The sequence below is a fragment of the Klebsiella aerogenes KCTC 2190 genome (assembly GCF_000215745.1).
Classification (GTDB): Bacteria; Pseudomonadota; Gammaproteobacteria; order Enterobacterales; family Enterobacteriaceae; genus Klebsiella; species Klebsiella aerogenes.
The window spans coordinates 3,364,074-3,388,503 of the sequence record NC_015663.1 but is presented as its reverse complement, the minus strand read 5'-3'; the positions used below and the strand labels follow the sequence as shown (position 1 = coordinate 3,388,503).

Annotated in this window: 25 protein-coding genes; 5 read left to right on the top strand and 20 right to left on the bottom strand. The window is 58.1% G+C overall.

Going from position 1 to position 24,430, the window contains the following annotated elements:
• Nucleotides 1–29 precede the first annotated feature (29 nt).
• The 4 genes from EAE_RS15950 to EAE_RS15935 form a co-directional block, all read right to left on the bottom strand.
• A complete protein-coding gene (locus tag EAE_RS15950) occupies nucleotides 30–1,364 on the bottom strand; it encodes an MFS transporter (protein WP_015367312.1) in 1,335 nt (444 codons plus the stop codon).
• Between the two features lie 58 nt (nucleotides 1,365–1,422).
• Nucleotides 1,423–2,691, bottom strand: a complete 1,269-nt coding sequence (locus EAE_RS15945; protein ID WP_015704942.1) for an MFS transporter — start codon at nucleotides 2,689–2,691, stop codon at nucleotides 1,423–1,425.
• The gene (locus EAE_RS15940; RefSeq protein ID WP_015704941.1) at nucleotides 2,681–3,736 is read right to left on the bottom strand and encodes an amidohydrolase family protein; all 1,056 of its coding nucleotides are present in this window, start codon (nucleotides 3,734–3,736) and stop codon (nucleotides 2,681–2,683) included. Before EAE_RS15940 ends, EAE_RS15945 begins: the two co-directional genes overlap by 11 nt.
• Nucleotides 3,737–4,033: 297 nt before the next feature.
• Nucleotides 4,034–5,224, bottom strand: a complete 1,191-nt coding sequence (locus EAE_RS15935; protein ID WP_015704940.1) for an MFS transporter — start codon at nucleotides 5,222–5,224, stop codon at nucleotides 4,034–4,036.
• A 170-nt stretch (nucleotides 5,225–5,394) separates the two neighbouring features.
• Here EAE_RS15935 and EAE_RS15930 point away from each other — a divergent pair, with 170 nt between their 5' ends.
• Nucleotides 5,395–6,276, top strand: a complete 882-nt coding sequence (locus EAE_RS15930) for a LysR family transcriptional regulator (RefSeq protein WP_015367316.1) — start codon at nucleotides 5,395–5,397, stop codon at nucleotides 6,274–6,276.
• On the opposite strand, the gene EAE_RS15925 is transcribed toward EAE_RS15930, so the two are convergent.
• Nucleotides 6,251–6,757 carry a DUF2938 domain-containing protein gene (locus EAE_RS15925; RefSeq protein ID WP_015704939.1) on the bottom strand — a complete coding sequence of 169 codons (507 nt, stop codon included), beginning with the start codon at nucleotides 6,755–6,757 and terminating at the stop codon, nucleotides 6,251–6,253. The genes EAE_RS15930 and EAE_RS15925 overlap by 26 nt on opposite strands.
• 73 nt (nucleotides 6,758–6,830) lie before the next feature.
• Here EAE_RS15925 and EAE_RS15920 point away from each other — a divergent pair, with 73 nt between their 5' ends.
• Entirely contained in the window at nucleotides 6,831–7,229 is a 399-nt protein-coding gene (locus tag EAE_RS15920) for a helix-turn-helix domain-containing protein (RefSeq protein ID WP_015367318.1), read from the top strand.
• 655 nt (nucleotides 7,230–7,884) lie between these two features.
• Here the strand turns inward: EAE_RS15920 and flgL are convergent.
• From flgL to flgB, 11 genes are all read right to left on the bottom strand, one after another.
• A complete protein-coding gene (gene flgL, locus EAE_RS15915) occupies nucleotides 7,885–8,844 on the bottom strand; it encodes a flagellar hook-associated protein FlgL (protein WP_015704938.1) in 960 nt (319 codons plus the stop codon).
• A gap of 21 nt (nucleotides 8,845–8,865) precedes the next feature.
• Nucleotides 8,866–10,515, bottom strand: coding sequence for a flagellar hook-associated protein FlgK (flgK, locus tag EAE_RS15910; RefSeq protein WP_015704937.1), 1,650 nt, complete (start codon nucleotides 10,513–10,515; stop codon nucleotides 8,866–8,868).
• 182 nt (nucleotides 10,516–10,697) lie between these two features.
• Nucleotides 10,698–11,642, bottom strand: coding sequence for a flagellar assembly peptidoglycan hydrolase FlgJ (gene flgJ, locus EAE_RS15905; protein WP_015704936.1), 945 nt, complete (start codon nucleotides 11,640–11,642; stop codon nucleotides 10,698–10,700).
• Nucleotides 11,642–12,742 (bottom strand): flagellar basal body P-ring protein FlgI, encoded by a 1,101-nt coding sequence (locus tag EAE_RS15900; RefSeq protein WP_015367323.1) that lies wholly within the window; start codon nucleotides 12,740–12,742, stop codon nucleotides 11,642–11,644. The genes flgJ and EAE_RS15900 overlap by 1 nt, the downstream gene beginning before the upstream one ends.
• Nucleotides 12,743–12,781: 39 nt before the next feature.
• Nucleotides 12,782–13,483: a flagellar basal body L-ring protein FlgH gene (gene flgH / locus EAE_RS15895; protein WP_015367324.1), complete on the bottom strand. Its 702-nt coding sequence runs from the start codon at nucleotides 13,481–13,483 to the stop codon at nucleotides 12,782–12,784.
• Between the two features lie 82 nt (nucleotides 13,484–13,565).
• Nucleotides 13,566–14,348, bottom strand: a complete 783-nt coding sequence (gene flgG / locus EAE_RS15890; RefSeq protein ID WP_015367325.1) for a flagellar basal-body rod protein FlgG — start codon at nucleotides 14,346–14,348, stop codon at nucleotides 13,566–13,568.
• A gap of 34 nt (nucleotides 14,349–14,382) precedes the next feature.
• On the bottom strand, nucleotides 14,383–15,138 hold the full coding sequence (locus tag EAE_RS15885) for a flagellar basal body rod protein FlgF (protein WP_015704934.1): 756 nt from the start codon (nucleotides 15,136–15,138) through the stop codon (nucleotides 14,383–14,385).
• Between the two features lie 12 nt (nucleotides 15,139–15,150).
• Entirely contained in the window at nucleotides 15,151–16,365 is a 1,215-nt protein-coding gene (flgE, locus tag EAE_RS15880) for a flagellar hook protein FlgE (RefSeq protein WP_015367327.1), read from the bottom strand.
• 44 nt (nucleotides 16,366–16,409) lie between these two features.
• Nucleotides 16,410–17,087, bottom strand: a complete 678-nt coding sequence (gene flgD, locus EAE_RS15875) for a flagellar hook assembly protein FlgD (RefSeq protein ID WP_015367328.1) — start codon at nucleotides 17,085–17,087, stop codon at nucleotides 16,410–16,412.
• Between the two features lie 12 nt (nucleotides 17,088–17,099).
• Nucleotides 17,100–17,504, bottom strand: coding sequence for a flagellar basal body rod protein FlgC (gene flgC / locus EAE_RS15870; protein ID WP_015367329.1), 405 nt, complete (start codon nucleotides 17,502–17,504; stop codon nucleotides 17,100–17,102).
• A 5-nt stretch (nucleotides 17,505–17,509) separates the two neighbouring features.
• On the bottom strand, nucleotides 17,510–17,923 hold the full coding sequence (flgB, locus tag EAE_RS15865) for a flagellar basal body rod protein FlgB (RefSeq protein WP_015367330.1): 414 nt from the start codon (nucleotides 17,921–17,923) through the stop codon (nucleotides 17,510–17,512).
• A gap of 159 nt (nucleotides 17,924–18,082) precedes the next feature.
• On the opposite strand from flgB, the gene flgA reads away from it, so the two are divergent.
• The 3 genes from flgA to EAE_RS15850 all read left to right on the top strand — a co-directional run bounded on the left by flgA (nucleotide 18,083) and on the right by EAE_RS15850 (nucleotide 19,557).
• A complete protein-coding gene (gene flgA / locus EAE_RS15860) occupies nucleotides 18,083–18,733 on the top strand; it encodes a flagellar basal body P-ring formation chaperone FlgA (protein WP_015367331.1) in 651 nt (216 codons plus the stop codon).
• Nucleotides 18,734–18,796: 63 nt separating this feature from the next.
• A complete protein-coding gene (gene flgM, locus EAE_RS15855) occupies nucleotides 18,797–19,120 on the top strand; it encodes a flagellar biosynthesis anti-sigma factor FlgM (RefSeq protein WP_015704933.1) in 324 nt (107 codons plus the stop codon).
• A gap of 2 nt (nucleotides 19,121–19,122) precedes the next feature.
• Complete coding sequence (locus EAE_RS15850; protein WP_015367333.1) at nucleotides 19,123–19,557, top strand: flagella synthesis protein FlgN; 435 nt, start codon at nucleotides 19,123–19,125, stop codon at nucleotides 19,555–19,557.
• A gap of 443 nt (nucleotides 19,558–20,000) precedes the next feature.
• On the opposite strand, the gene EAE_RS15845 is transcribed toward EAE_RS15850, so the two are convergent.
• The 4 genes from EAE_RS15845 to cheZ form a co-directional block, all read right to left on the bottom strand.
• Nucleotides 20,001–20,405 carry a flagellar protein FlhE gene (locus EAE_RS15845; protein ID WP_015367334.1) on the bottom strand — a complete coding sequence of 135 codons (405 nt, stop codon included), beginning with the start codon at nucleotides 20,403–20,405 and terminating at the stop codon, nucleotides 20,001–20,003.
• Nucleotides 20,405–22,483 carry a flagellar biosynthesis protein FlhA gene (gene flhA / locus EAE_RS15840; protein ID WP_015704931.1) on the bottom strand — a complete coding sequence of 693 codons (2,079 nt, stop codon included), beginning with the start codon at nucleotides 22,481–22,483 and terminating at the stop codon, nucleotides 20,405–20,407. Before flhA ends, EAE_RS15845 begins: the two co-directional genes overlap by 1 nt.
• Nucleotides 22,476–23,627: a flagellar biosynthesis protein FlhB gene (gene flhB, locus EAE_RS15835; RefSeq protein ID WP_015367336.1), complete on the bottom strand. Its 1,152-nt coding sequence runs from the start codon at nucleotides 23,625–23,627 to the stop codon at nucleotides 22,476–22,478. Before flhB ends, flhA begins: the two co-directional genes overlap by 8 nt.
• A 150-nt stretch (nucleotides 23,628–23,777) precedes the next feature.
• A complete protein-coding gene (gene cheZ, locus EAE_RS15830) occupies nucleotides 23,778–24,422 on the bottom strand; it encodes a protein phosphatase CheZ (protein ID WP_015367337.1) in 645 nt (214 codons plus the stop codon).
• Nucleotides 24,423–24,430 lie beyond the last annotated feature (8 nt).

Genomic DNA, 24,430 nt, shown 5'->3' with positions numbered 1-24,430 from the left:
AAAGGCGGGAAAAACCCCGCCTTTGCTTATTAATGGGTGACCGGTTTTTCCTGACCGGCAGGCTGCGAGTAACGGCGTCCCATGATCAGCACCGCGATGCCGCCTGCCAGGCACAAGCCAGCCAGTGGTAGCATCGCCAGCGTATGGCTTCCTGTCTGTTCGCTAATCACACCATAGGCATTCACCATCACCACTCCGCCAATCAGATTAGCTATCGCGCCGATTGCCGCCAGCCCCGCGGCGGCTGAGGTGCTGCTCATCCAGCCTGAGGCCAGCGCCCAGAATGGCCCCTTCGCCGAATAAGCGCCAATTAATATGGTACTGAGAATAACAATGGTAATCGGCAGCGAGAGATTGATGAACGCCGCGAACACGCCAGCCGCAATCATAAAGAGGGTGAGAGCCGTGTGCCAGCGACGTTCATTAGTGCGATCCGAACTCCGACCCCAGACAATCATCAGCACCGAGGCCAGGCCATAGGGGATAGCATTAAGCAGCCCGGTAGTCAGGTTATCAAGATGGAAAGACTTCAGTAGCTGTGGAGACCAGACGCTAAGCGTGGTGCCAGCAGACGACGCGCCGGCATAAATCAGCGCCATCAGCCAGATTTGGCGGTGCTTCAACAGCTGCCATGTGCTGATGTGGCCGATCTGTTTCTGCTGTTGACGCTCTGCCTGAAGGGTGTTTTCCAGCCACGCTTTCTGCCGCTCGTTCAACCAGCCAGCCTGATGTGGGCGGTCCCGCAGGATAAAAAATGCGGCTATCCCCAGCAGCACCGCAGGCAGCCCCTCAATAATGAATAACAGATGCCAGCCGCGCAGCCCAAACCAGCCATCCAGCGTCAGGATCAAACCTGAAAGCGGTGAACCGATAAAGTTAGCCAGCGGAATGGCCACCATAAAAGAGGCAATAATACGCGCCCGGTAACGCGAAGGGATCCACCAGGTAAGATAGAGCACCACGCCCGGGAAAAAGCCCGCTTCCGCCGCTCCCAGCAGAAAACGCACGATATAAAGGGAGGTTGTATTTTGCACCAGCGCCATGCACATCGATACCACTCCCCAACTGATCATTATCCGCGGGAGCCACAATCGCGCGCCCACCTTCTGCATCGCCAGGTTGCTGGGTACCTCAAATATAAAGTAGGCGACAAAATATAAGCTGCTGGCGAAGCCAAAAGCCGCCTTGCTCAGGCCCAGATCCTCATTCATCTGTAGCGCAGCCATACCTATATTGCCCCGGTCAATAATCGAGACCAGATAGCTTACGACCAGAAAAGGCAGGATGCGCCAGATAACCCGCCGCATGGTCTCTTTTTCCAGCGCATCGTTGTCGATAGCGCTATTCGGTGATTGTTCGGTCATTGTTTCCTCGCAGGGTTTCATTATGTTTATCAGGAAAACGATGTAGAGATATCATGCCTTACTTCAGCTTGACGCCTCTGGTTTCTGGCGCCAGCCACACCACCACCATTGCCGCCAGGAAGGCGACCACGGTAGTCGCCAGTCCCGCAGTGAAACCGCCGGCGCTGGCCACAGCGCCGATGAGCAGGGGCGCGATAAATCCGCCCAGCCGGCCTCCGTTGTAGGCGAGCCCCATCAGGAAGCCACGCGATGACGTGTCTCCGATGATTTCTGCAAGGAATGGTCCAGATCCGGCAAAAATCCCGTTAACACCAAAACCAGCCATGAAAATCGCCAGCATCAGAATGAAGGGTTGAGTGGTCACAAGGTAAAGCGCGACGGCAATGGCGCCCGTTAACAGATAAATCAGGAACATCGGACGGCGTCCCCATTTATCCGCCAGTACTGAAAAGACCAGAAAACCTGCGATCGCCCCGACCTGCAGCGCGAGCACAAATTTCAGGCTATGTAAAAAATCCAGATGTTTTACTTCTCGTAGATAGGTGGGTGTCCAGGTAAATACCCCCCAGAATAGATACTGAATAAAGAAGATAAAGACGAAAGCCAGCAGCAGGCCTTTCAGATTGTGTTTGCCCAGTTTCGAGGCAGGTTGAGTGCGCTTAGCTTTCCCCTGCTGTCGTGCAAGCCAAACCTGTGATTCCGGCGTGAACCAGGCCACCACGCTCATAATGAATACCGGCAGCGCGCCGATCATAAACAGATAGCGCCATGCGCCCTGCTCCAGGCCGCCGTTAACCGAGCTCACGATTGCCGTCAGGCTGATAGCCAGAATAGCGCCAACGGGTAAGCCCATTTGCATCAAAGCGCCGCCGCGCGCGCGCCGCTCTGGCCGCCAGGTTTCAGCAATCAGCGCCGCACCTGATGTCCACATTCCGCCCATACCCAGCGCACCGCAAAAACGCAAAAGCGCGAAATGCTGTTGATCGTGCGTAAAGGCTAACAGTCCGGAAAAGAGTGAATAGATGGCGATACAGGTCATGGCCGTTTTTACCCGACCAATTTTATCGGCGATAAAACCAAACAGGATCCCGCCGATGATCTGTCCACCGGCCGTGACGCTGATAAATAGTCCAAGTTCGCTTTTATTCACGCCAAACACCACTCCTAATACCGGCAATAATAATGAGAGTAGAAATGAGTCGTAGCTTTCAAATGCCCAGCCAAGGCCGCCCAGCGCCAGAGTTCGTTTCTCAGCCACGTGCTGAGGCAAAGCGTCAGGCGTCGCTTTAGTCGCAGTAAACTGCTTGAGCTCGCTTTTACTGGTCATTGATATTCTCCACAGAGGTTATCCGGTAGCAGGTTGCGGCAGTGCGCCAGAACAACTGCGCCTGTTCATCAGGGGAAGCCTGTTGCGCCAGGCGTTTGCACGCATTCCAGAAGACGCCGTAGCTGAACATGCCTTTGTCGACCGGAAAGTTACTCGCAAACATGCAGCGTTCCGCACCGAAAAGAGCAATGATGGTCTCAAACCACGGTTGCCATGCCTGTGCCAGCATTTGCGAATCCGGCGGCGTTTCTGCCGCTGCGAAGGGAAATCCCCTGACCGTCATACCAAATCCGCTAATTTTTACGCATACGTTCGGCAGTTCCGCCAGATGTCGCATACTGCTTCGCCACTGCTGAAACATGTCAGGATCTCTTTCTGAATAAGGCCCTACGCCGACAGGCCCGCCGCAGTGATCGAGCACAATCTGTAGCGTTGGTATTTGCCGCGCCAGCTCGGCAATTTCATCCAGTTGCGTGTGGTAAACCCACACATCAAGCGACAATCCATTTTGTGCGAGGCAGGCAGCGCCCCGGCGGAACGGTTCGCTCAGGGCCAGTCCTGCCGGTGGTGTAACCGGGCTGGACGTGACCCGCGGATCCGGATGCCAGGCCAATGGATTACGCATTCCGCGCAACCGCCCACCTGATAAAGCCAGCGCGCTCTCGATGGCAGGCTGCATCGCATCGCCCGCCAGCAAGTTCAGGCCGCCGATGATGGCTTCACATCCAAGAGCGTTTGCATAATGTCCGCTGGCGAACATCGCGGCTATTCCGCTGGCAAACTCAATTTCACCAAGCGGTTTCAACGTTTCCGGCCCGTGGCGACGCAACATAGAGCGGCATTGCACGTAGACCGAGGAGAAAACGCGATGCCCTGAGGTCTGGATATCGTCGCTGAACTCATGGGTGAGATAGCGTCCGGTTTGCCGATCCCAGAGATGATGATGCGCATCAATAATGGGCAGCTCGGGTTGTAGTGGCGGCTCACGATGTAACGCAAGCCACTCGTTTCTGACCGCAAGATGCGGTGCGGTAACGATCTCCATGAACACCTCGCAATTGTTGTACTATGTACAACCGTGTTTTATTTTACAAAACTACTATAACGAGGCTGGCGTGTTTTTATCCAGTTAACGATTGGTTTAAATGATGTAAATAAGAGGTGAATCACAGATGTTTTAAAGTCGCTAAAGACGGAGAACGTTGAGAAAAAACAAAAACAATTTAATTTCAATAAGTTATAATGTTATGCCACTCATCGCAGCCAGGTATCTGGCAAACCTTACGTCTGCCAGACCCATTCACTCTGTCCATTTACGGATGACTATTCGATGAGTAAATTGTTATATCGCCCTGGGGCTTTTCAGCTTCCAGACCAGCGCCATACCGCAGATCATCGCCACCGCCGCCAGTAACGGCAGTGAAGAAAGACCAAGCTTTGCCGATACCAGGCCGCCGACAAGCGCGCCAGTACCGATGGCGGCATTGAAAATGGCGACGTAGATCGCGGATGCCGGCTGCGTCGCCTCCCCTGCGCTACGCAACAGCCAGGTTTGCAAACCAACGAACACGATAGCCATGCCCGCGCCCCATACGCCGAGCAATACCGCGACGAACCAAACAGGAAGTGCTGACCCGCCCCTGATACTCAGCATCCCCAGCGCGCCTGCGCTGAGCAGCAGTGATGTCATAATCAGCACTCGGATATGTCGATCGATGAGTTTGCCGGCGATGAGATTTCCCAGCAGCCCGGAAAGTCCTGACATCAGTAACAGCGCGGAAATCGCCGATGTCGGTATACCACGGGTTTGCGTTAGCAACGGCTCAAGATAGGTGAAGGCAGCAAAATGCGCGGAAATAATGCAAGCTGTAGCGCCGAACAATGAAAGCAGTAGCGGATTTTTAACTATCCCAACGTAAACTTTCAGCCTCAACGGCTGCGGAGCCGCCAGCGTGGGAAGCGTCCAGAGCAAAGCCACGGCGGCGGCTAATGAGAGTAGTGAAATCGCGCTGAATGCCTGTCGCCAGCCGACCATGTCGGCAATAAAGCTCGATAGCGGCACGCCCAGCACGCTGGCCGCCGAAACACCGGCGAAAATCACCGAGGTGGCCAACCCCAGTTTATCAACCGGTACCAGTTGTACCGCCACGGTGCCTATTAGCGCCCAGAATGCGCCATGCGCCAGCGCCCCTGTCATCCGCGCCGTCATAAACGTCTGCATGGTGTGCGACTGCGTCGCCGCCAGACAAGAAAATGCGAGGATTAACATCAATACAATCAATAGCGCCTTCCGTGAAATCCGGGCGGGGATCGCGCCGGCCAGTAAAGCGGCCAGCGCGGCCACCCAGCCATAAGCGGTGACGGCAAGACCCGCTCCCGCCTGCGACTGATGCAAATCGTTCGCCAGCGCGCTGAGCATACCGACCGGCGCCAGTTCGCTGGTCACAATCGAAAATGCGCTGACTCCCAGCGCAACTACGGCGAGCCATGCGCGCACTGGCGTCGGGTTGGCCTGTAAAACGAGGTCGTTCATGTCTTCTGTATCCCTGAGTAAATGGCTAAAAAAGAGTTGGCTTGCCTGATACGGTTGAAGTTCCGCGTCGTTGCTTATTGCCTTCTCTTGAGGTGAAGTGCAGTATCATTCCAGGAGAAGTGATAAAACAGACATGAAAACGGAGAGCCGTTTTCCAAAAATGGAAAATAATGAAAGCAGATTTTAACTGGGACGATACGCGGATTTTTCTGGCTGTGGCCCGCTCAGGTACGCTAAGCGGCGCGGCAGAAACTATGGATATGGGCATCGCAACCCTGTCACGAAGACTCGACCGGCTGGAAAAATCATTGGCCGTCCCCCTTTTCAGCCGGCATCAAAGCGGCTACCGGCTAACGGATGATGGCGAGGCGCTGCTGGCGCGAGCAGAGGCGCTTGAGCATGCAGGGCTCGCTTTTGGCGAGACGGCGAGGCTGCAGGGGAACGTGGCCGGACTGGTCCGGCTGGCTACCTCGGACAACCTGGCGGCGCATTTTATTCTGCCTTCACTCAACGGCTTGATGGAAAAATATCCCGACCTGCGGGTCGAGGTGCTCAGCGGCGTGCAATCCGTCAACCTGCATCGACGGGATGCCGATTTAGCCATTCGAATGGTCAAACCGGAAAGCGGCAACCTGACGCTGAAGCGTCTCGGGAAGGTGGGGTTTGGTCTGTACAGCGCCGATACCGGACAAGCAGGCTCTACCGACATCGCGTTCAATCACGCTCACTACATAGGCTGGCCAGAATCACACCAGCATCTGCCCGCCGCGCGCTGGATAACTCGGACGCTTCGCGGCAGGCCGTGCCGGGTGGAAGCCAACACGCTGCTGGCGCAGCTGTCGGCGGTTTCAGCTGGCCTGGGATTAGGCGTGTTGCCACACTTTATGGCGCGGAAAAATGGCCTGCAGTGCGTGAATGCGGATATCGGCGTCGACCAAACCCTATGGCTGGTGATGCATTCCGATTTAGCCCATTCGCGGCGCGTCAGAGTGGTGGCCGATCATTTAATTGCCCTGTTTGATGAGATTAAAGATCAGCTGACATCGCCATAACTCTATAAGCGCTCGCCGCCAGATACAGCCCGATGCCGTAGGCCAGGTGCGCCAGCAGGCTCAGCGAACGCGCCAGCCATGGTCGGGGAGTCCGTGAGGCCGCGACGCCAAAACCAAATGCGGGCTGCAGGATCAAGAACGGCGCCAATAAGGTTACGACCCCTGACAGCAGCGCTGTCGCCAGAGTGGGGGCATAAAACCAATCGGCGCCGCTCAACACAAGCGGCACCGCCGCAAAAGCGATACCGATCAGATAATGGCATAACCAGCCGATAAAACGCTCTCCATGTAGCGAAGGGGTTGCGCAGATGGTGTTATGCCGCACTTTCCCTAGCGAAAGCCATAACGCCCAGCGCCCGACCAGCGCATAGTTCAGCGGCGCAATCTTGAGTATGTGCTTCTGAAAGAGCGACCATAAATCCATGACTAACGTCGCGCCGATCCCCGTTACTAAAATTTGCACAACAACCATGATATTCAATTTCTTCTTCCTTTTATGCGTCAATGCTACTCTGTCGACGAGTGTGCAACTTAAAGCGAGGTTTAAGTCAATCATGAAAGAACTGGATATCCGCGAGGTCGCGACGCTGTCCGGCATTACTCCTTCAGCGCTGCGTTTTTATGAAAAGAAAGGTTTGATCAAACCGATTGGTCGTCATGGCCTGCGAAGGCAGTACCATGAAAATGTGCTGAATAAGCTGGAACTGATCGTGCTGGGACAGGCCGCCGGCTTTTCGCTTTCTGAAATAGCCGGGATATTTAACGCTGACGGCAAGATAGCCATTGATAACCAACGGCTTGAGCAGCGCGCGCAGGAAATTGATAACACCATTCGTCGGTTACAGCTGTTAAGCCAGGGGCTAAAACACGCCGCCCGCTGTACTGCGCCGGAACATATGCAATGCCCTGAATTTAAAAAAATTGTGGCGAAAGGAATTCGGCTCTTAAAATGATCGTCCCTGAGCGATGCCGCTTTTTACTCAGATTACGGGGTAATTATGGCGCCCCTAACAAGACGTGTAGTATCAGGTTACCGCCAACGAAGCAGACCCCACTGAGATATAAACAACCTCAGTCCATCTTATGAAAATTGGAGTCCCGTTTTCATCTCAAACCAACCAAAAGGTAATGGCGATCACGACAACTGCGAATATCGCTGTCGATCCCCAGGCAAAAGAAGGCCAGAATGTTACTGCGAGCATCCCGAATCCAAGAATAAGTAGTACCGGGATCAGGGTGCTGGCAAAGTACTTCAATTGAGTAGACAACCATCGTTTTAAAAAATTATTCATCTGATAACCCGCATAATTGCGTCAGCAATGTCATTGTCTGATGTTGGTGGGAGAAAGTGGTGATCGTTTATACCGATAACATGTATTTGATCTAGTTATATAAAAGTCGTGAGGATAATTATCCTCCACAGGGTTCATTGGGAAAAGGAAAAACAATTGACGAGAGATGACTTTTCAACCAAATAGTCGCTTGGGCGAATTAGTTCACGAGGCTCCCCCCACTTCCAGCTGATAAAAAAAGGGCACCTCACCCCGCGTACACAGAGAGAACGGGATGAGGTGCCAAGGTGCTAAATGAAAAAGCGGTTATTCGTGATTAGCGATTCATCTGAAACAGCGACATGCCCTGCATATCGCTGAAGGTTTTATAAGATGCCTGCAGCGCCGCCTGCTGCATAAAATAAGAAGAGATAGATTCCGCAAGGTCAGCATCGGTCAGGGCGCTCATCTGCAGCTGGTTGGTCATATCACGCTCTTTACCGATGCTATCGAGTTGATCCATCTCCTGCAGCTGGTTACCCAGCTCGGCGCGCACGCTCAATACCTTGTTGTAGGAGTTATCGAGGCCGCGGTTGGCCTTCGCCAGCGCATCGTTCACCTGCTGTTTGGTGGCGTCATCGGCCCCCTGCAGCGGCGTTTTCAACGCCTCCAGCGCAATATCGATACTGGCGAACACATCGGCGACCGGCGCGCTGCCGTCCGGCTCCGGCTTCGGATTGCTGGTCAGCGCCATAAATACCGAATTACCGGTATGGCCGATGGTCATCGTACGGTTGGCGTCGACCTTCTGTTCAACGGTTTTATTGCCGCCCTGATAGCTAATCTTGCCGTTAGTATCGACAAACGGCGGCTTATCATTCTCATAGCCGCCAAACAGGTAGCGTCCGTTGCCGTCGGTACTGTTGGCCTGGTTGAGCAGTTGATCCTTCAGCCCCTGTAGCTGGGTCGCCAGCGAATCGCGGTCGTTATCGCTCTCGGTGCCGCCGGCGTTAACGATCAGCGCCTTGATATCAGAAATCGTCGAGGTGGCTCCGGAAAGCACGGTCTCTTCCATCGATACGCTCTGGCGGGCGAAAGTGCGCGCCAGGGTGTACTGATTGTTCTCGGCCTGTGATTGCGACAGCATCACCGCCCGCGATGCCGCCAGCGGATCGTCGGAGGGATTAATCACCTTCTTGCCGGTTGAAAGCTGCTCGGCGGCCTTCATAAACAGCGACTGATTGCCGGTGATGCCGGTCATGTTCTGTTGGTACATCATGCTGGTGCTCATGCGCATGCTGTCAGTTCCTCAATACAATCAACGAATATTCAGCAGCGCGTCGAACAGCGAGCTGGCGGTCTGGATCACCTGGGCGTTCGCCATGTAGTACTGCTGGAAACGCAGGAGCTCGCCATACTCTTCGTCGAGGTTTACCCCGGAGAGCGACTGCTGTTGACGGGCCAGTTGGGTGACGATACTGGACTGCGATTCGCTGCTCACCTTCGCGGCGGCGGTCTGGTTGCCCACGCCGCTGACGATCCCGGCGTAGGCGCCGCTGAGCGTCGCTTTGCCATCCACCAGGTTTTTGGTCTGCAGATCGAGCAGTTTTTTAGCGTTATCGTTATCGCCGCGGCCGCTGTCATCTTTACCGGCGGCGGCGATTTTCGCTGAATCGGTAATCGCCACTTTCAGGTTGCCCGCCACGTCGCTGACCGGCTTCACCGTAAAGCTATCTTTCTGCTGCGGGTTGCCATCAATACTGACTTCGAGACCATCAAAGCTCAGCGTCGGGTTACCGTCTGCATCTTTACCAGCGGTGGCGTTGACTTTGACGTTGTCGGGCAGACGGCTGACCTGCCAGTTGGCGCCGTCATACTCTACGCGGTAATCGTTGGCTTTTACCTTGCTGGTATCGGTATACGACACCGACAGCGAGGCATCGCCGGTATTGCGCGTGTTATCAACCACCCGCGCGCCGCTGAAGCTGAAGAAATCGCCCCCCTGCTCACCGTTGAGATCGAAGCCCTCGCGGTGCTGCTGGTTAAAGCTATCGGCCATCGCCAGCGCCAGTTGGCCGAGCTGATTGCGCACGCCGTCCAGCGTCTCGCTGCGAAAACGCAGCACGCCGCTCAGGCTGCCGCTGGTGATCTGCCCTTCCGGCACTTCGCTGGCGCCGCTGCCGCGATTATAGCCGAGAGTCAGGCGCGAAGGGTCGCTGCTGGAAGGGATCGCTTCCACCTGATAGCTGTTGTTGCCCTGCACCAGGGTCAGGCCGTTGGCGAAGGAGACGGTATAGGCGTCGCCGTCCTGCTGGGTTACCTGAACGCCCACCAGTTGGTTGAGTTCGCTGACCAGTTGATCGCGCTGATCGAGCAGCGCGTTCGGTTCGCCGCTGGCGCTGCCGCGCAGGCGGGTAATCTCATCGTTAAGACGGGCAATCTGCTGGCTATAGCTGTTAATCTGCTGGGCGGTGTCATTAATCTGCTGATTAACGCCGCTATCCATGTCGCGCAGATATTTATCGGTATTATTAAACTGGTTGACCAGGCCGTTAGCCTTGCCCAGCACCGTCTGGCGCGCCGCGTCGTCGCCGGCGTTGCTCACCAGGTTCTGCAAATTGGTGAAAAAATCCTGCAGGCTCCCCGACAGGGTATTGGTTTTGCTGGCCAGCAGATTATCGATCTGCGAAATCTTTTCGTAGTAGGCGTTCTGCGAACCGGCCGCGCTCTGCGCGCCGCGCAACTGGTTGGTGATGAACTGGTTATATTCGCGGTTCACGCTGGTCACGGTCACGCCGTTACCGATAAAACCGTTCATGGTGGCCAGGCCGCCGTTTTGGGCCAGAATCGCCGTCTGCCGGTTATAACCCGCCACGTTGTAGTTAGAGATATTGTTGCTGACGGTACTGAGCGCCACCTGCGCCGCATTCAGTCCGCTCATCGCCGTATTGATTAAGCTATTGGACATCAGGGTTCCTTATGCTGCCAAGTCAATTCGCTCAGCTTGCCCTTGTTATCGGTCAGAGAAGTAAAAACTTGAGTAAATCTGCCTGCAAAATTCCGCAGCCGCTTTTATGCCGGATGGCGCTACGCTTATCCGGCCTACGCGCTGTGCGATTTGGTAGCCCGGAGAAGGCGCGACCTCCGAACCTAGAACAGATCGTTAATATCCGCGGCATAGGCTTTCACCGCCTGCGCCCCGGCGTGCTTCATCTGCTGAATCACGCTGACCAGCTTGCTGGCGTACTGCGGGTCGGTGGCGTAACCTGCGCGCTGTAGCTCGTGCGCCGCCTGCTCCGGAGTGGACGCTTCGGCAACCGAGGCATAGCGCGGGTTGTTGGTCAGCAGCTTGACGTAATCAGCAATCGCCGAGAAGTACGAATCGTAGACACGGAATTTGGCCTTCACCTTCTTCGCCACCCCCTGTTCAAATTCAGTGGTGGTGATCTCGGTAACCGGCCCCTTCCAGTTGCCCCCGGCCTTAATACCAAACAGGTTGTAGCTCGGCGTACCGTCAGCGGTCGGGATTTCGCGCTGCCCCCAGCCGGATTCCAGCGCCGCCTGGGCGACAATCAGCTGATGCGGGATTCCGCTCTGCTCGCTGGCGGCGCGCGCCGGCATTGACAGACGGGCAACAAAATTGCCGTTGTTGAGCGATAGCGGCGCGGCGGCCGGCGGCGCTTTCGGCACCGCCCGGCGGATCATCTGCTCCAGCGCCTGATTCGGCAGCGTCTGCAGCACCTCATTATCCAGCGCCATCGGCGCGGTGCCCGCCGTTTCGCTGGGGACCGCGTTGGCGTTGGTCATCTGCTTGACCATCATGTCGGCCAGCCCTAATCCCTTTTGCGACATCTGCTGAGCAATCTGCTGATCGTACATCGAGGTGTAAAGCCGGGTCTGGTCGCTGCTGAGTACGCCATCCTGCGGTAGCGCGGCGCGCATGCTCTTTAGCATCATCTGTACAAACATGCCTTCGACCTGCTGCGCCACCTGCTTGAGGTTGCCCTGCGGATCGGCGGCGGCATCGCGCTTCAGGCCGTTCAGCGCCTGGGCGTCATAGGCGGCGCCCGACATCGCCATAACATCGCTGGCCATTAGATAATTTCCAGTTTGGCGCGCAGGCAGCCAGCGCTTTGCATGGCTTGCAGAATCGACATCAGGTCGATTGGCGTCGCTCCCAGCGCGTTCAGCGCGCGCACCACGTTGTTGAGGTTGGCGCTGGCGTTGATTTTCTGCAGTGAACCGCCCTGCTGCTGCATTGAAATCTGGGTATTCGGCGTCACCACCGTCTGACCGCCGCCAAACGGCGTCGTCGGCTGGCTGACGCTGGTTTGTCTGTCGACCACCACCGACAGGTTGCCCTGAGCCACCGCGCAGGAATCAAGGATCACCTCGCGATTCATCACCACCGAACCGGTACGCGAGTTGATGATCACTTTGGCGTCCATGGCGCCAACGTTAACGTTGATATTCTGGATCTCGGCAAGGAAACGCACCTGCGAGCTATTGCCCTGCGGCACCAGTACCTGAATGGTACGCGCATCAAGTGGCGATGCGGTGCCGCCGCCGCGCTGGCGATTAATCGCATCGCTAATCTGCTGCGCGAGGGTGAAATCTTCATCATTGAGCTGCAGGTTGAGCACCCCGCCGCTGCCGAACGTGGTCGGCAGTTCGCGCTCGATGGTGGCGCCGTTGCTGATGCGTCCGCCGGCCAACTGATTGACCTGTACGCTGCTGCCGCCCGCCGCCGCGCCGGCGCCGCCCACCAGCACGTTGCCCTGCGCCAGCGCATAAACCTGGTTATCCACCCCTTTGAGCGGCGTCATCAGCAAGGTCCCGCCGCGCAGGCTTTTGGCGTTGCCCATTGATGAGACCACCACATCGATATTCTGCCCCGCACGCGCGAAAGGCGGCAGCTTCGCCGTGACCATCACCGCGGCGACGTTCTTAAGCTGCATGTTGGTGCCCGGCGGCACGGTAATGCCGAGCTGCGATAGCATGTTGCTCAGGCTTTGGGTGGTAAACGGCGTTTGCATGGTCTGGTCGCCGGAGCCGTCGAGCCCCACCACCAGGCCGTAGCCGATTAAGGCGTTATCTCGCACGCCCTGTACCGTCACCAGATCGCGAATACGCTCCGCCGTCGCCGGTAAGCTGGCCGCGCCGATTAATAGCGCAATGATGAGTTTTTTAACCATGTGAATCTCTTTTCAGTAACAGCGCAAATGGCCCGCTCATTAGTATGGGGAGACGTTGAGGAAGAACCGCTGCAGCCAGCCCATCGTCTGCGCTTCATTGATGTAGCCGTTGCCGACATACTCGATGCGCGCGTCCGCCACCTGCGTTGAGGTAACCGAGTTGCTACCGCTGATGGTGCGCGGGTTAACCACCCCGGAGAAGCGGATGAACTCGGTGCCCTGGTTAATGGCGATCTGTTTTTCCCCCACCACGTGCAGGTTGCCGTTGCTCAGTACCTGATTAACGGTGACGGTAATGGTGCCGTTGAAGGTGTTATTGGCGTTCGCCCCGCCTTTACCGCCGAAACTGTTATCGCCGGAAATATCCATATCGGCGCGGGCGTTGCCCAGCAGGCCGTCTAAGTAGCGCGGCGCGGTGGCGACGCCAAACTTGCTGGAACCGTTACGGCTGGCATTGGCGGAAGAACTCTTGCTGGCGCTGACGTTTTCCTGCAGCACGATGGTCAACGTGTCGCCAACATTGCGCGGGCGGCGGTCTTCAAACAGCGGCTGATAGCCGTAGTTCATCGGCTGCGCGGCCTGAAAAATTGAGCCGTTCGGTACCGGCGCGGTCGGCGGCGCGGGCTGCGCCGAGGTCGAACCATCGACCAACGGTTTATGCGGAATGTACGCGCAGCCGCTCAGCGTCAGCATCACCATGCCCGCCAGCAAGCGTTGTCCCTGGCGCGGCAGGGTGGCCATCGAATGTGTGGTTACCACGGGGTATCGCCTTTGTTACACCAAAAAAGCGACGGGCGCGGCAGGCGACGCCCGTCATCAAACATTACAGCTGGGTCAGTTTCTGCAGCATCTGATCCGACGTCGAAACCGCTTTGCTGTTGATCTCATAGGCGCGCTGGGTCTGGATCATATTAACGAGCTCTTCCGCCACGTTGACGTTAGAGGTCTCGACATAACCCTGGTAGAGCATACCGGCGCCGTTCAGGCCCGGCGTGCTCTCATTCGGCGCGCCGGAGCTTTCAGTTTCCTGGTACAAGTTCTCACCCACGCTTTCGAGGCCGCTGTCGTTAATAAAGGTGGTTAACGTCAGTTGCCCAACCTGCTGGGCGGCGGTCTGACCCTGCTGGGTGACGCTCACGATGCCATCGCGGGCGATGGTAATGGTCAACGCGTTGGCCGGAATAGTGATCGCCGGCTGCACCTGGAAGCCGCTGGCGGTCACCAGTTGGCCGTTCTGATCGATCTGGAACGAGCCGTCGCGGGTGTAAGCCTGGCTGCCGTCCGGCAGCAGCACCTGGAAGAAGCCCTGGCCTTTAATCGCCACGTCTTTGCTGTTGTTGGTCTGCGACAGATTGCCCTGGCTATGCAGACGCTCGGTGGCGACCGGGCGCACGCCGGTACCGATCTGCAGGCCGGAAGGCAGCGTGGTCTGTTCGGAGGACTGCGCCCCCGGCTGGCGCATGGTCTGATACAGCAGATCTTCAAACACCGCGCGCTGGCGTTTAAACCCGTTGGTGCTGACGTTCGCCAGGTTGTTGGCGATCACGTCCATATTGGTCTGCTGCGCATCAAGACCGGTTTTCGCAATCCATAAAGAGGGAATCATTGGTTATTTCCTTTGGCCGCGGGCCGACTGGCTATCAGCTTACTGACAGCAGAGAATTCGCCCGCTGTTCGTTCTCATCCACGCTGTGGATGACCTTCATTTGCATTTCAAAGCGACGGGCGTTGGCGATCATATCGACCATGGTCTCCATCGGCTTGACGTTACTGCCCTCCAGCACGCCCGGCATGACCCGCACCTGCGGGTCGTTGGCCAACAGATTGCCGCGGCGCTGCTGGGTTTCCGGGGTCAGGCGGAACAGGCCGTCATCGCCGCGCATCACTTCGCGCGCATCGGCTTTCACCAGCTTCAGGCGGCCAATCTGCGCGATGGTGTTCGGTGGGTCACCGGGGTTCAGCGCCGAAATGGTGCCGTCGGCCGCGATAGTGATTTCCGCCGATGGCGGTACCTCAATCGGCCCGCCGTCGCCCTGCAGCGGCATTCCCTGCACCGTCAACTGACCGTTAGCCGAAACCTGAATGCTGCCGTTGCGGGTATAGGCTTCGCCGCCGCCCGGCAGGCTGAGCGCCAGAAAACCGTCCTGCTGCAGCGCCACGTCCAGCGGGCGCCCGGTGTAGTTCAGCGCCCCCTGGCTCATATCGGCACCCGGCGTCGAGGCCGCCACCAGCGTGCGGGTGGCGAGGCTCGGCCCGTCAACCGGCACCGCGCGCAGCGCGGCGAGCTGGGCGCGAAAGCCCGGCGTCGAGGCGTTGGCGAGATTGTTGGCGGTAATCGACTGTTGCTCCAGCGTCTGGCGCGCGGCGCCCATCGCGGTATAAATCGCGTGATCCATAACTCAGTTCCGTTAGCGCAGGCTGACCAGCGTCTGCAGGATCGAATCCTGCGTCTTGATGGTCTGGGCGTTGGACTGATAGTTACGCTGGGCGACAATCATGTTCACCAGCTCCTGGCTCAGGTCGACGTTGGAAGACTCCAGCGCGCCGCTGGTCAGCTTGCCAAAACCGCCGCCGCCGGAGAGTCCCACCCGTGGCTGGCCCGAGGCGCCGGTCTCCTGCCAGACGTTATCGCCCTGTGACGCCAGCCCTTCCGGGTTGGAGAAGTTGGCCATCACAATCTGCCCCAGGACCTGGGTCTGCTGGTTGGAGTAGATACCGACGACGGTACCGTCATCGTTAATCTGGAAGTTGGTGTATTCGCCGGCGGCATAACCATCCTGCGCCACTTTACTCACCGAGTCGCTACCGACGTTCTGCTGCATACTACCGGCGAAGCTAAGCGTGAAGTTCTGCGCCGGTGCGCCGTCTTTCGCGCTCATCGGAATGGTCATGCTGAACTCGCCCGCCTGGCCGTTAACGCTGACCAGGTTGCCGCTGGTATTGAACTCCATGGTGCCCGCGCTGACCGCAGCCGCGCTGCCGTCCTGGGTATAGACCTGCCATTTGTTATCGTCGGTTTTCACGAAATAGGCGTTGATGTTGTGGGCGTTACCCAGCGAATCGTAGGCGGTGATGGTGTTGACGTAGTTATAGCTGTCCTGCTTCGCCGGGTCGAAGGTCTTGTTCTCCGGCACTTTATGCGTCGACTTTAGGTTGGCGACCATTTCGCCGGAAGTCGATGCTTTGGCGTTCATCATCCCTTCGGGAATGCTCAGCGGTACCGGGTTGGCACCCTGCTGAATGGTCGGCGGCGTGCCGGCGGCCGGATAGCCGGTCAGCTGCAGCCCCTGCATATTAGTCAAATTACGGTTTTCGTCCAGCTTAAACTGGCCGTTGCGGGTATAGAAAATACCGCCGTCTTTATCCTGCATGCGGAAGAAGCCGTTGCCGTTAATCGCCACATCCAGCGCGCGGCTGGTGCCGGTAGTGGTGCCGCCTTTAAAGTTCTGGGTGATCCCGGAGACTTTAACCCCCAGTCCGACCTGCGAACCGGCGAACATATCGGCGAACGACACGCTGCCGGATTTGAAACCCGCAGTCGCGGAGTTAGCGATATTGTTGCCAATCACGTCGAGATTGGTGGCCGCCGCATTTAAGCCGCTGACTGCCTGAGAAAAGGCCATGTTACTCTCCAAATATTGAGGATATCGATAAAATCAGGTGCGAATTACAGGATCTGCCGCACTTCTTCGAGACTGGCGTTACCGGCCAGGCCGAGATCCAGCTTCGCGCCGTTGCTGTCGTTAATCACACCGTTAACCATGCCGAAGTGCAGGCTACGCGCCACCAGCTGCTCGCCGTTGCCCTTGGCGTTAATCGCCACTTTATAGGCACCGTCCGGCGCGGCGGTACCATCATCCAGCGAGCCGTCCCAGGTGAAGGCGTGCACCCCGGCGGTGAGGCCGCCAATCTCAATGGTCCGCACCACCTGGCCGTTGGCGTTGGTGATGGTTGCCGTCACCTGGTCGGCGGCGCGCTCCAGTTCGACGCCAAACGGCGTGGTGCTGACCTGGCCTTCTTTGCTGCCGACCAGAATGTTATTACCCGGTACCATCACGCCGTGGCCGATCAGCGCGCTGGCCTGCAGCGACTGGTTGCTGTTGATCTGCCCGGAGATCGCGCCAAGGGTGGTGTTGAGTTTTTCGATGCCTTGTACGGTATTAATCTGCGCCAGCTGCGAGGTAAGCTCGTTGTTCTGCATCGGGTTGGTCGGGTCCTGATTTTTCAACTGCGCCACCAGCAATGTCAGGAAGCTGTTATGCAGATCCTGGCTGGTGCTGCTTTTGCTGGCGGAATCAAGAACCGCGTTGTTGGTCGATTCATTGGTGGTTGCGGCAATAGCCATCGGGAGCTCCGGTTACTGACCCAACGTCAGGGTTTTCATCATCATCGACTTAGTGGTGTTGAGCACTTCGACGTTGGCCTGATAGCTGCGGGAGGCGGAGATGGTGTTAACCATTTCGCTTACCACATCGACGTTCGGCATCCGTACATAACCCTTAGCATCGGCCAGCGGATTACCCGGTTGATAAACCATCCGCGCGGGCGCCGGGTCATCGACCACCTGCGAGACGCGCACGCCGCCTGTCTGCTGCCCTGGTGCCGCGGCCACTTCGAACACCACCTGCTTCGCGCGATAGGGTTCGCCATCCGGGCCGGTGACGCTATCGGCGTTGGCCATATTGCTGGCGCTGACATTCATCCGCTGTGACTGGGCCGAGAGCGCCGAGCCGGAGATATCAAAAATATTGAGTAAAGACATTGGCCTTATCCTTGTTGCAGCACCGACATCATCCCTTTGATCTGACCGTTGAGCAGCGTCAGGTCGGTCTGATATTTCAGGCTGTTGTCAGCGAAGTTGGTGCGTTCACGATCCATGTCCACCGTGTTGCCGTCCATCGACGGCTGGTCCGGCACCCGGAACAGCAGATCCAGCTCCGGCGGCTGCATGGTCTGCGCCGGAATATGACGCGCCGCCGTCAGGTTCAGCGCCATGCCGTTGCCGTTTACCCGCCCCTGTTGCAGGACTTTATTCAGTTGGCTGGCGAAATCGATATCCCGCGCCTGATAGCCCGGCGTGTCTGCGTTGGCGATATTGGCGGCCAGTATTTCCTGGCGCTGGGCGCGCAGGTTCAGCGCCTCCTGGCCAAAACGCAGAGCAGCGTCCAGTTTGTCGAGCATGCTCCCTCCGCAAGGTTAGAATTTGGAGCCGACAGCATAAACGCCCCCTGCGCCAACCTATCGCGGGAATAGGGGCAAAATGGGCCGCTATTTATCTGTTTAGTCCCTCGGGGCAGCCGTTACACTTAACCCCTTTCCGGGTGGCGTGAGGGGAACGCGATGAAAAGTAAAATCCTGCTGGTCGGCCTGCTGTGCAGCCTGAGCGCCCGCGCCGACACGCTGGCGACGCAAATCGAAAGCTTCATTAAAAGCAAATTCAACGATAATGCCGTGCAGGTGAAAGTGCTGGTGCGCACGCCGCCCGCCCAGTGGCCGCCGTGTGAATTACCGCAGCTGTCGCTGCCGCCCAATGCGCGAATCGGCGGCAATATCAGCGTCTCCGCCCGCTGCGGGCAGGAGCGGCGGTTTATTCAGACCCAAGTGCAGGTATTTGGCCGTTATCTGGCGGCGGCGCGCGGTATTAGCGGCGGAACGCCGCTGACCCCGGCGGATGTGGTGCTAAAATCAGGCAGGCTCGATACCCTGCCGCCGCGTACGCTGACCGACAGCAAAAAAGCGCTGGGCGCGGTGACGCTGCGGAATATCAGCCCAGGCCAACCGCTGACGCTCTCTATGTTGCGTCGCGCGTGGGTGATCAAAGCCGGTCAGCCAGTGCAGGTCATGGCCGAGGGGGACGGCTTTAGCATCAGCGGTGCCGGTAAGGCGATGAATAACGCGGCAGCCGAAGATAGCGTGCGCGTGCGCATGGTTTCCGGCAAAATCGTCAGCGGTATCGCCGGGGAGGATGGATCCATCCGTATTACGTTATAAAAAAGTAAAGGTTTGCCAGCCCCTGCCGATAACCCCATTAGAAACCCATTTTGGAGATGGACCATGAGTATCGATCGCACCCAGCGGTTACAGCCGGTTTCCACGGTGCAGCCGCGTGAAACCCCGGCCGACAACCCGCTTCAGCCGCGCAAGGCCACCGCGGCGGAAACCGCCGTTAGCGCCACCAAAGTGAAACTGAGCGATGCGCAGGCGCGGCTGATGCAGCCGGGCACCCAGGATATTGATATGAACCGGGTCGAGGCTATCAAACAGGCGATTCGTAGCGGCGAGCTGAAAATGGACGCGGGCAAAATCGCCGACGCCCTGCTGCAGGATGCGCACAACGATATCCAGCGCCTTGCCGGTAGCAAAACAGATAAGGCCTGATGATGGACAGATTACGCACTCTGCTGGATAAACTGGCGGAAACCCTGCGGGCGCTGGATGACGTGCTGGCGCAAGAGCAACAATTGCTGTGTGCGGATGAACTGCCCGGCGTGGCGCTACAGCGCGTCACCGATAGCAAGAGTCAACTGCTGGCGACGGTGGCCTGGCTTGAACAACAGCGCCCGGCGCTGGAAGCCAACCTTGCGCTACGCGCGCCTTACCAGGGCCATGAAAGCTTCAGCGAACGCTGGCGGCAGATCCAGCAGTTAAGCCAGAGCCTGCGTGAAAAGAATCAGCATAACGGCCTGTTGCTCAATCAACAGATCGCCCATAACCAGCAGGCGCTGGCAATTCTTAGCAAGAATAATAAATCGCTGTACGGGCCGGACGGTCAGTCGCGCGCCGCCAGTCTGCTGGGCCGTAAAATCGGCGTCTGACCCCCTTTCTCTGTATTTCCCCCATGGCGACGGTTATCCGTAGCGCCGTTTTTTGTCAGGTGGCGCTACGCTTACCTGACCTACGATCCGTGCGACCTGCCTTTAATTTATTCACCATGCTGGCTGACACTACTGGTACTGATGATCTCAAAATCCCCCGGTGGCGCTGCCGCTTACCGGGGCTACAGCGCTTTGCGATTTGGTAGCCCGGAGAAGGCGCAACGCGCCGCGTCCGGGAAAAACCCTTAAAAAAGTTGCAAACCGATAACAGTATCTACGGTCCGTGCGGCCTGCCTTTAATTTATTCACCATGCTGGCTGAAACTGCCGGTATTGGTGATCTCAAAATCCCCCTGTGCGCTCCCTGCGCCAGGAGAGACATAACGCGGAAGACATTTCGGGAGCGCAATGTGCTCTGTATTAATACAAAACTTTTCCCCGCAACTACTGATAATTAACGATAACCTGATTTGCAATCGCCCGCAGCGGCGGGTTTAACGGCCCGCGGGTCTGTACGGAATAGACAAAACGCAGCGGCCCATCTGCCGCCTCGCCTGCCAACGCGTGGCTGGTGCCGCTGGCGCTGGTCAGCGGAATACAGCGATTCAGGCTACATAAATGTACCTGCAGCCCCGCCGGCTCCGCTGACAGCAGACGATAGCGCCAGCTAACGGTCTCAATGCGCGCATTGCCGCCAGGCAGCGTATTGGGCGGCAGCAGCGCGGCGGAAGAATCACTCATCCCGCCCTGTTCAAGGGTGACGCCGGGCCCTTCGGCAATCCATGAGCCCGATGCCGCGCCGGCGGTAACCGGCAATAAAAGGCACAATAAAGGAAGATAGCGCGTCATCAGGCCGCTCCAATGGTTGAGGTCATGCGAATCTGGCGATCGTCGTTGATCTCCAGGTTGGAAAGCACCGCCATTTGCGGCAGGCTACGGCGCAGGAAGCGCGCCAGCAGCGGGCGCAGCGCGTGGTTAACCAGCAGCACCGGCGGCGCACTGAGCATCTCCTGGCGCTGCAGCGCCTGCCGCGCCTGCTCAAGCAGGCGGTCGGCAAGCCCCGGTTCGAGACCGCCGCCGCCCTGCAGCGCCTGCAGCAGCAGTCGTTCCAGTTGGGTATCCAGGCCGATAACCTGAATTTCGCCATTGCCAGGGAACCACTGCTGGGCAATCGCCCGCCCCAGCGCCACGCGCACGACGGTGGTCAGCTCGTAAGGATCGCTTTGCGTCGGCGCATGTTCCGCCAGCGTCTCGATAATGGTACGCATATCGCGGATCGACACCCGCTCGGCCAGCAGATTCTGCAACACCTTATGCAGCGTGGTCAGCGATACCACGCCCGGTACGAAATCTTCGGTCAGCTTCGGCATCTCCTGCGACACACGGTCGAGTAGCTGCTGCGTCTCCTGGCGGCCAAACAGTTCGCTGGCGAACTGGCCGATGAGGTGGTTGAGATGGGTCGCCACCACCGTACTGGCCTCCACCACCGTATAGCCCTGAATTTGCGCCTGCTCGCGCAACGCGCTATCAATCCACACCGCCTCCAGACCGAAGGCCGGATCGATAGTTTTATCCCCCGCCAGCTCGCCGATGGCGTTGCCGGGGTTGATCGCCAGCCAGCGCCCAGGCTGCGCTTCGCCGCTGCCGATTTCCACGCCTTTCATCAGAATGCGGTAGCGGGCGGGCGCCAGTTCGAGGTTATCGCGGATATGCACCACCGGCGGCAGATAGCCCATCTCCTGGGCGAATTTCTTGCGGATCCCGCGGATACGCCCCAACAGCTCGCCATTTTGCTGAAAATCGACCATCGGGATCAGCCGGTAACCCACTTCCATGCCCAGCGGATCTTCCAACTGTACGTCCGCCCAGCTGGCTTCCGCGGCCTGAGTATTCTCCTGCACGATGGGTTCGTCGGCGGCTTTCGGCGCCTGTTTGTCGCGCCCGCGCAGCCACCAGGCCAGCCCGAGCAACGCGGCGGTAAACAGCAGGAAAACCAGGTTCGGCATCCCCGGCACCAGCCCCAGCAGCCCAAGTACCGCGGCACACAGCAGCATGACCTTCGGGTTATTGAATAGCTGGCCGACCATCTGTTCGCCAACATCCTGATCGGTCGCCACCCGGGTCACGATGACCCCGGCGGCGGTAGAGATCACCAGCGCCGGGATTTGCGCCACCAGCCCGTCGCCGATAGTCAACAAGGTGTAGCTTTCCGCCGCCGCCCCCAGCTCCATACCGTGCTGCACCACGCCGACCAGCAGTCCGCCGACCACGTTAATCACCATAATCATTAGCCCGGCGATGGCATCGCCGCGAACAAACTTGCTGGCACCGTCCATCGAGCCGTAGAAATCGGCTTCCTGCGTGACTTCCGCGCGGCGTTTTTTCGCCTCTTCTTCACCGATAAGCCCGGCGTTCATGTCGGCATCGATCGCCATTTGCTTACCCGGCATGCCGTCGAGCACGAAACGCGCCCCCACTTCGGCGATACGCCCGGCGCCTTTGGTGATAACCATGAAGTTGATCAGCATGAGGATGATAAACACCACGATACCGATGGCGAAATTACCGCCGACCAGGAAGTGACCGAAGGCCTCCACGACCCGCCCCGCGGCGGCGGCCCCGGTGTGCCCTTCCATCAAAATGATGCGCGTCGAGGCGACGTTGAGCGACAGGCGCAGCAGCGTCGAGAACAGCAGAATGGTCGGAAACGCGGCGAAGTCCAGCGTGCGCTGGGTAAACATCGCCACCAGCAGCACCATGATCGACAACGCGATATTGAAAGTAAAAAGCAGGTCGAGGATAAACGCCGGCAGCGGCAGCACCATCATCGACAAAATCAGCAGGATCAGGATCGGGCCGGCCAGAACCTGCCATTGCGTATCTTTAACATTCCCCGGCAAACGCAGCAGGGAGGCCAAATTAGCCATCAGAGTCACTCTCTTTTGCAAAATCCAGTGCTTCCGGCACCGGTAAACGTTGAGGTTTTTTCGGGATCAGGCCGCCCTCGCGCCGCCAGCGGCGCAGCTGATAAACCCAGGCCAGCACTTCGGCGACCGCGGCATAGAGGGTGGCGGGAATATGCTGGCCAATCTCGCTATGGCGATAGAGCGCGCGGGCCAGCGGCGGCGCTTCAAGCATCGGAATACGGTGTTGCGCTCCCAGTTCGCGAATGCGCAGCGCAATCTCCCCCGCCCCTTTAGCCAACACCTTCGGCGCGCTCATTTTTTTATCGTTGTACTGCAACGCCACGGCATAGTGGGTCGGGTTAGTGACTATCACGTCCGCTTTCGGCACATCGGCCATCATCCGCCGCTGGGCAATCGCCCGCTGCTGTTGACGGATCCGCCCTTTAACATGCGGGTCGCCTTCCTGATCTTTGAATTCGTCGCGGATATCCTGTTTGGTCATCTTCAGCTTTTTGAAGTGGCTCCACAGCTGATAAAAAACGTCAAACGCCACCATCGGCGTCAATCCGAGCACCACCAGAAATCCGCAATAGAGGATCATCTGCAGCGCATTGGCCAACGCGTCGAGCGGCTGTTGGGTCATCAGATGCAGCATCGCCGCCCAGTTGTGCCATAGGTACAGCCCGGTTACCCAACCGACCAGCGTGGCTTTGAGGATCCCTTTTAACAGCTCCGCCAGCACCTGGGTGGAGAACATGCGTTTCAGACCGGAAAGCGGATTCAGCCGTTTAAGATCGAATTTGAGCGACTTGGTGCTGAATAAAATGCCGCCAAGCAGCATCGGCGCGGCCAGCGCCACCAGCACCAGCCCGGCCATTACCGGCAGCAATGCCAGCACCGCCTGACGCAGCAGCATTCCCAGCTGGCGCAGCATTTGTTTGTCATTGCTGACCATCCCGTGGTCAAAGTGCAGGCCCTGCGTCAGCATCTCCGCCAGTTGGCGAGTGATATTGCTGCCGGACATCAGGATAATGGCGAGCCCGGCCACCAGCATGAGTACCGAGGTCAGCTCGCGCGAGCGCGGGATCTGGCCCTCTTCACGCGCCTTCTCCAACCGGTGGGCGGTGGGGGCCTCGCTTTTTTCCAGATCGCTGTCTTCCGCCAAGCCTGCAGTTCCTGTGTCGGGAGGGTAAAGAATGGCGGTCAGCATGCCAAAAAAATGGCGAAGTCATTGGCGGAACAACGGCGAAAAAGAGGGGTTATTTCACGGATGAGGGAAAGGCGGCAGGGGCGCAGCGTTCTGCGCCCCGCCTGGTCAGAAACCGAGACTATCGAGCAGATCGTCAACCTGCGCCTGGTTGGCGATGACGCCGACGCCGTTCTGGTCAAGCTGCGGGCCGTTGAGCAGGCTATCGTTGGCCCGTTTCTCTTTCACCGGCGGTTCCGGCATGTTTTCCATCAGCACCATCAGCAGCTGCTTTTCAATTTCCTGCACCACGTCCATCATGCGCTTGATAACCTGACCGGTCAGGTCCTGGAAATCCTGCGCCATCATGATTTCCATCAGTTGGGCGTTGGTAAAGGAGGTATGGCCCGGCACCTGATCCAGATACTCACGGGTGTCGGTCACCAGCGCGCGCGCGTCGTCCAGTTCGATCGGATTAGCGAACCACTCATCCCAGCGCGATTTTAGCGCGCTGGCGCCGGACTCCAGTTCGGCCTGGCGCGGCTGCGCCGCCTCCACGCAGCTCAACGCCCGTTCCGCCGCCTGCGCCGTCATGGTGACAACGTAATCAAGACGGTCGCGGGCATCCGGGATCGCCTCGGCCGCCTGGGCAATCGCCTGATCGAGCCCCAGCTCGCGCATGCTGTCGCGCAGCATACGGGTGAGCTGGCCGATACGGGAGATTATCTCTCCCGCGGTCGCTGCATCGCTGGCAGGCATTGGAATCTCTCTCATCGCCCTCT

Excerpts from the sequence above, each read along its gene's own strand:
- flgC (WP_015367329.1), bottom strand. The coding sequence starts at position 17,504 with ATGTCTTTACTCAATATTTTTGATATCTCCGGCTCGGCGCTCTCGGCC.
- flgB (WP_015367330.1), bottom strand. The coding sequence starts at position 17,923 with ATGCTCGACAAACTGGACGCTGCTCTGCGTTTTGGCCAGGAGGCGCTG.
- EAE_RS15930 (WP_015367316.1), top strand. The coding sequence starts at position 5,395 with ATGAAAGCAGATTTTAACTGGGACGATACGCGGATTTTTCTGGCTGTG.
- flgJ (WP_015704936.1), bottom strand. The coding sequence starts at position 11,642 with ATGGCCAGCGATGTTATGGCGATGTCGGGCGCCGCCTATGACGCCCAG.
- EAE_RS15920 (WP_015367318.1), top strand. The coding sequence starts at position 6,831 with ATGAAAGAACTGGATATCCGCGAGGTCGCGACGCTGTCCGGCATTACT.
- EAE_RS15850 (WP_015367333.1), top strand. The coding sequence starts at position 19,123 with ATGGACAGATTACGCACTCTGCTGGATAAACTGGCGGAAACCCTGCGG.
- flgM (WP_015704933.1), top strand. The coding sequence starts at position 18,797 with ATGAGTATCGATCGCACCCAGCGGTTACAGCCGGTTTCCACGGTGCAG.
- flgE (WP_015367327.1), bottom strand. The coding sequence starts at position 16,365 with ATGGCCTTTTCTCAGGCAGTCAGCGGCTTAAATGCGGCGGCCACCAAT.
- EAE_RS15900 (WP_015367323.1), bottom strand. The coding sequence starts at position 12,742 with ATGGTTAAAAAACTCATCATTGCGCTATTAATCGGCGCGGCCAGCTTA.
- EAE_RS15945 (WP_015704942.1), bottom strand. The coding sequence starts at position 2,691 with ATGACCAGTAAAAGCGAGCTCAAGCAGTTTACTGCGACTAAAGCGACG.
- EAE_RS15935 (WP_015704940.1), bottom strand. The coding sequence starts at position 5,224 with ATGAACGACCTCGTTTTACAGGCCAACCCGACGCCAGTGCGCGCATGG.
- flgL (WP_015704938.1), bottom strand. The coding sequence starts at position 8,844 with ATGCGCATGAGCACCAGCATGATGTACCAACAGAACATGACCGGCATC.
- flgD (WP_015367328.1), bottom strand. The coding sequence starts at position 17,087 with ATGGCTATTGCCGCAACCACCAATGAATCGACCAACAACGCGGTTCTT.
- flhA (WP_015704931.1), bottom strand. The coding sequence starts at position 22,483 with ATGGCTAATTTGGCCTCCCTGCTGCGTTTGCCGGGGAATGTTAAAGAT.
- EAE_RS15845 (WP_015367334.1), bottom strand. The coding sequence starts at position 20,405 with ATGACGCGCTATCTTCCTTTATTGTGCCTTTTATTGCCGGTTACCGCC.
- flgH (WP_015367324.1), bottom strand. The coding sequence starts at position 13,483 with ATGGCCACCCTGCCGCGCCAGGGACAACGCTTGCTGGCGGGCATGGTG.
- EAE_RS15885 (WP_015704934.1), bottom strand. The coding sequence starts at position 15,138 with ATGGATCACGCGATTTATACCGCGATGGGCGCCGCGCGCCAGACGCTG.
- flgK (WP_015704937.1), bottom strand. The coding sequence starts at position 10,515 with ATGTCCAATAGCTTAATCAATACGGCGATGAGCGGACTGAATGCGGCG.
- EAE_RS15940 (WP_015704941.1), bottom strand. The coding sequence starts at position 3,736 with ATGGAGATCGTTACCGCACCGCATCTTGCGGTCAGAAACGAGTGGCTT.
- EAE_RS15950 (WP_015367312.1), bottom strand. The coding sequence starts at position 1,364 with ATGACCGAACAATCACCGAATAGCGCTATCGACAACGATGCGCTGGAA.
- flgA (WP_015367331.1), top strand. The coding sequence starts at position 18,083 with ATGAAAAGTAAAATCCTGCTGGTCGGCCTGCTGTGCAGCCTGAGCGCC.
- cheZ (WP_015367337.1), bottom strand. The coding sequence starts at position 24,422 with ATGAGAGAGATTCCAATGCCTGCCAGCGATGCAGCGACCGCGGGAGAG.
- flgG (WP_015367325.1), bottom strand. The coding sequence starts at position 14,348 with ATGATTCCCTCTTTATGGATTGCGAAAACCGGTCTTGATGCGCAGCAG.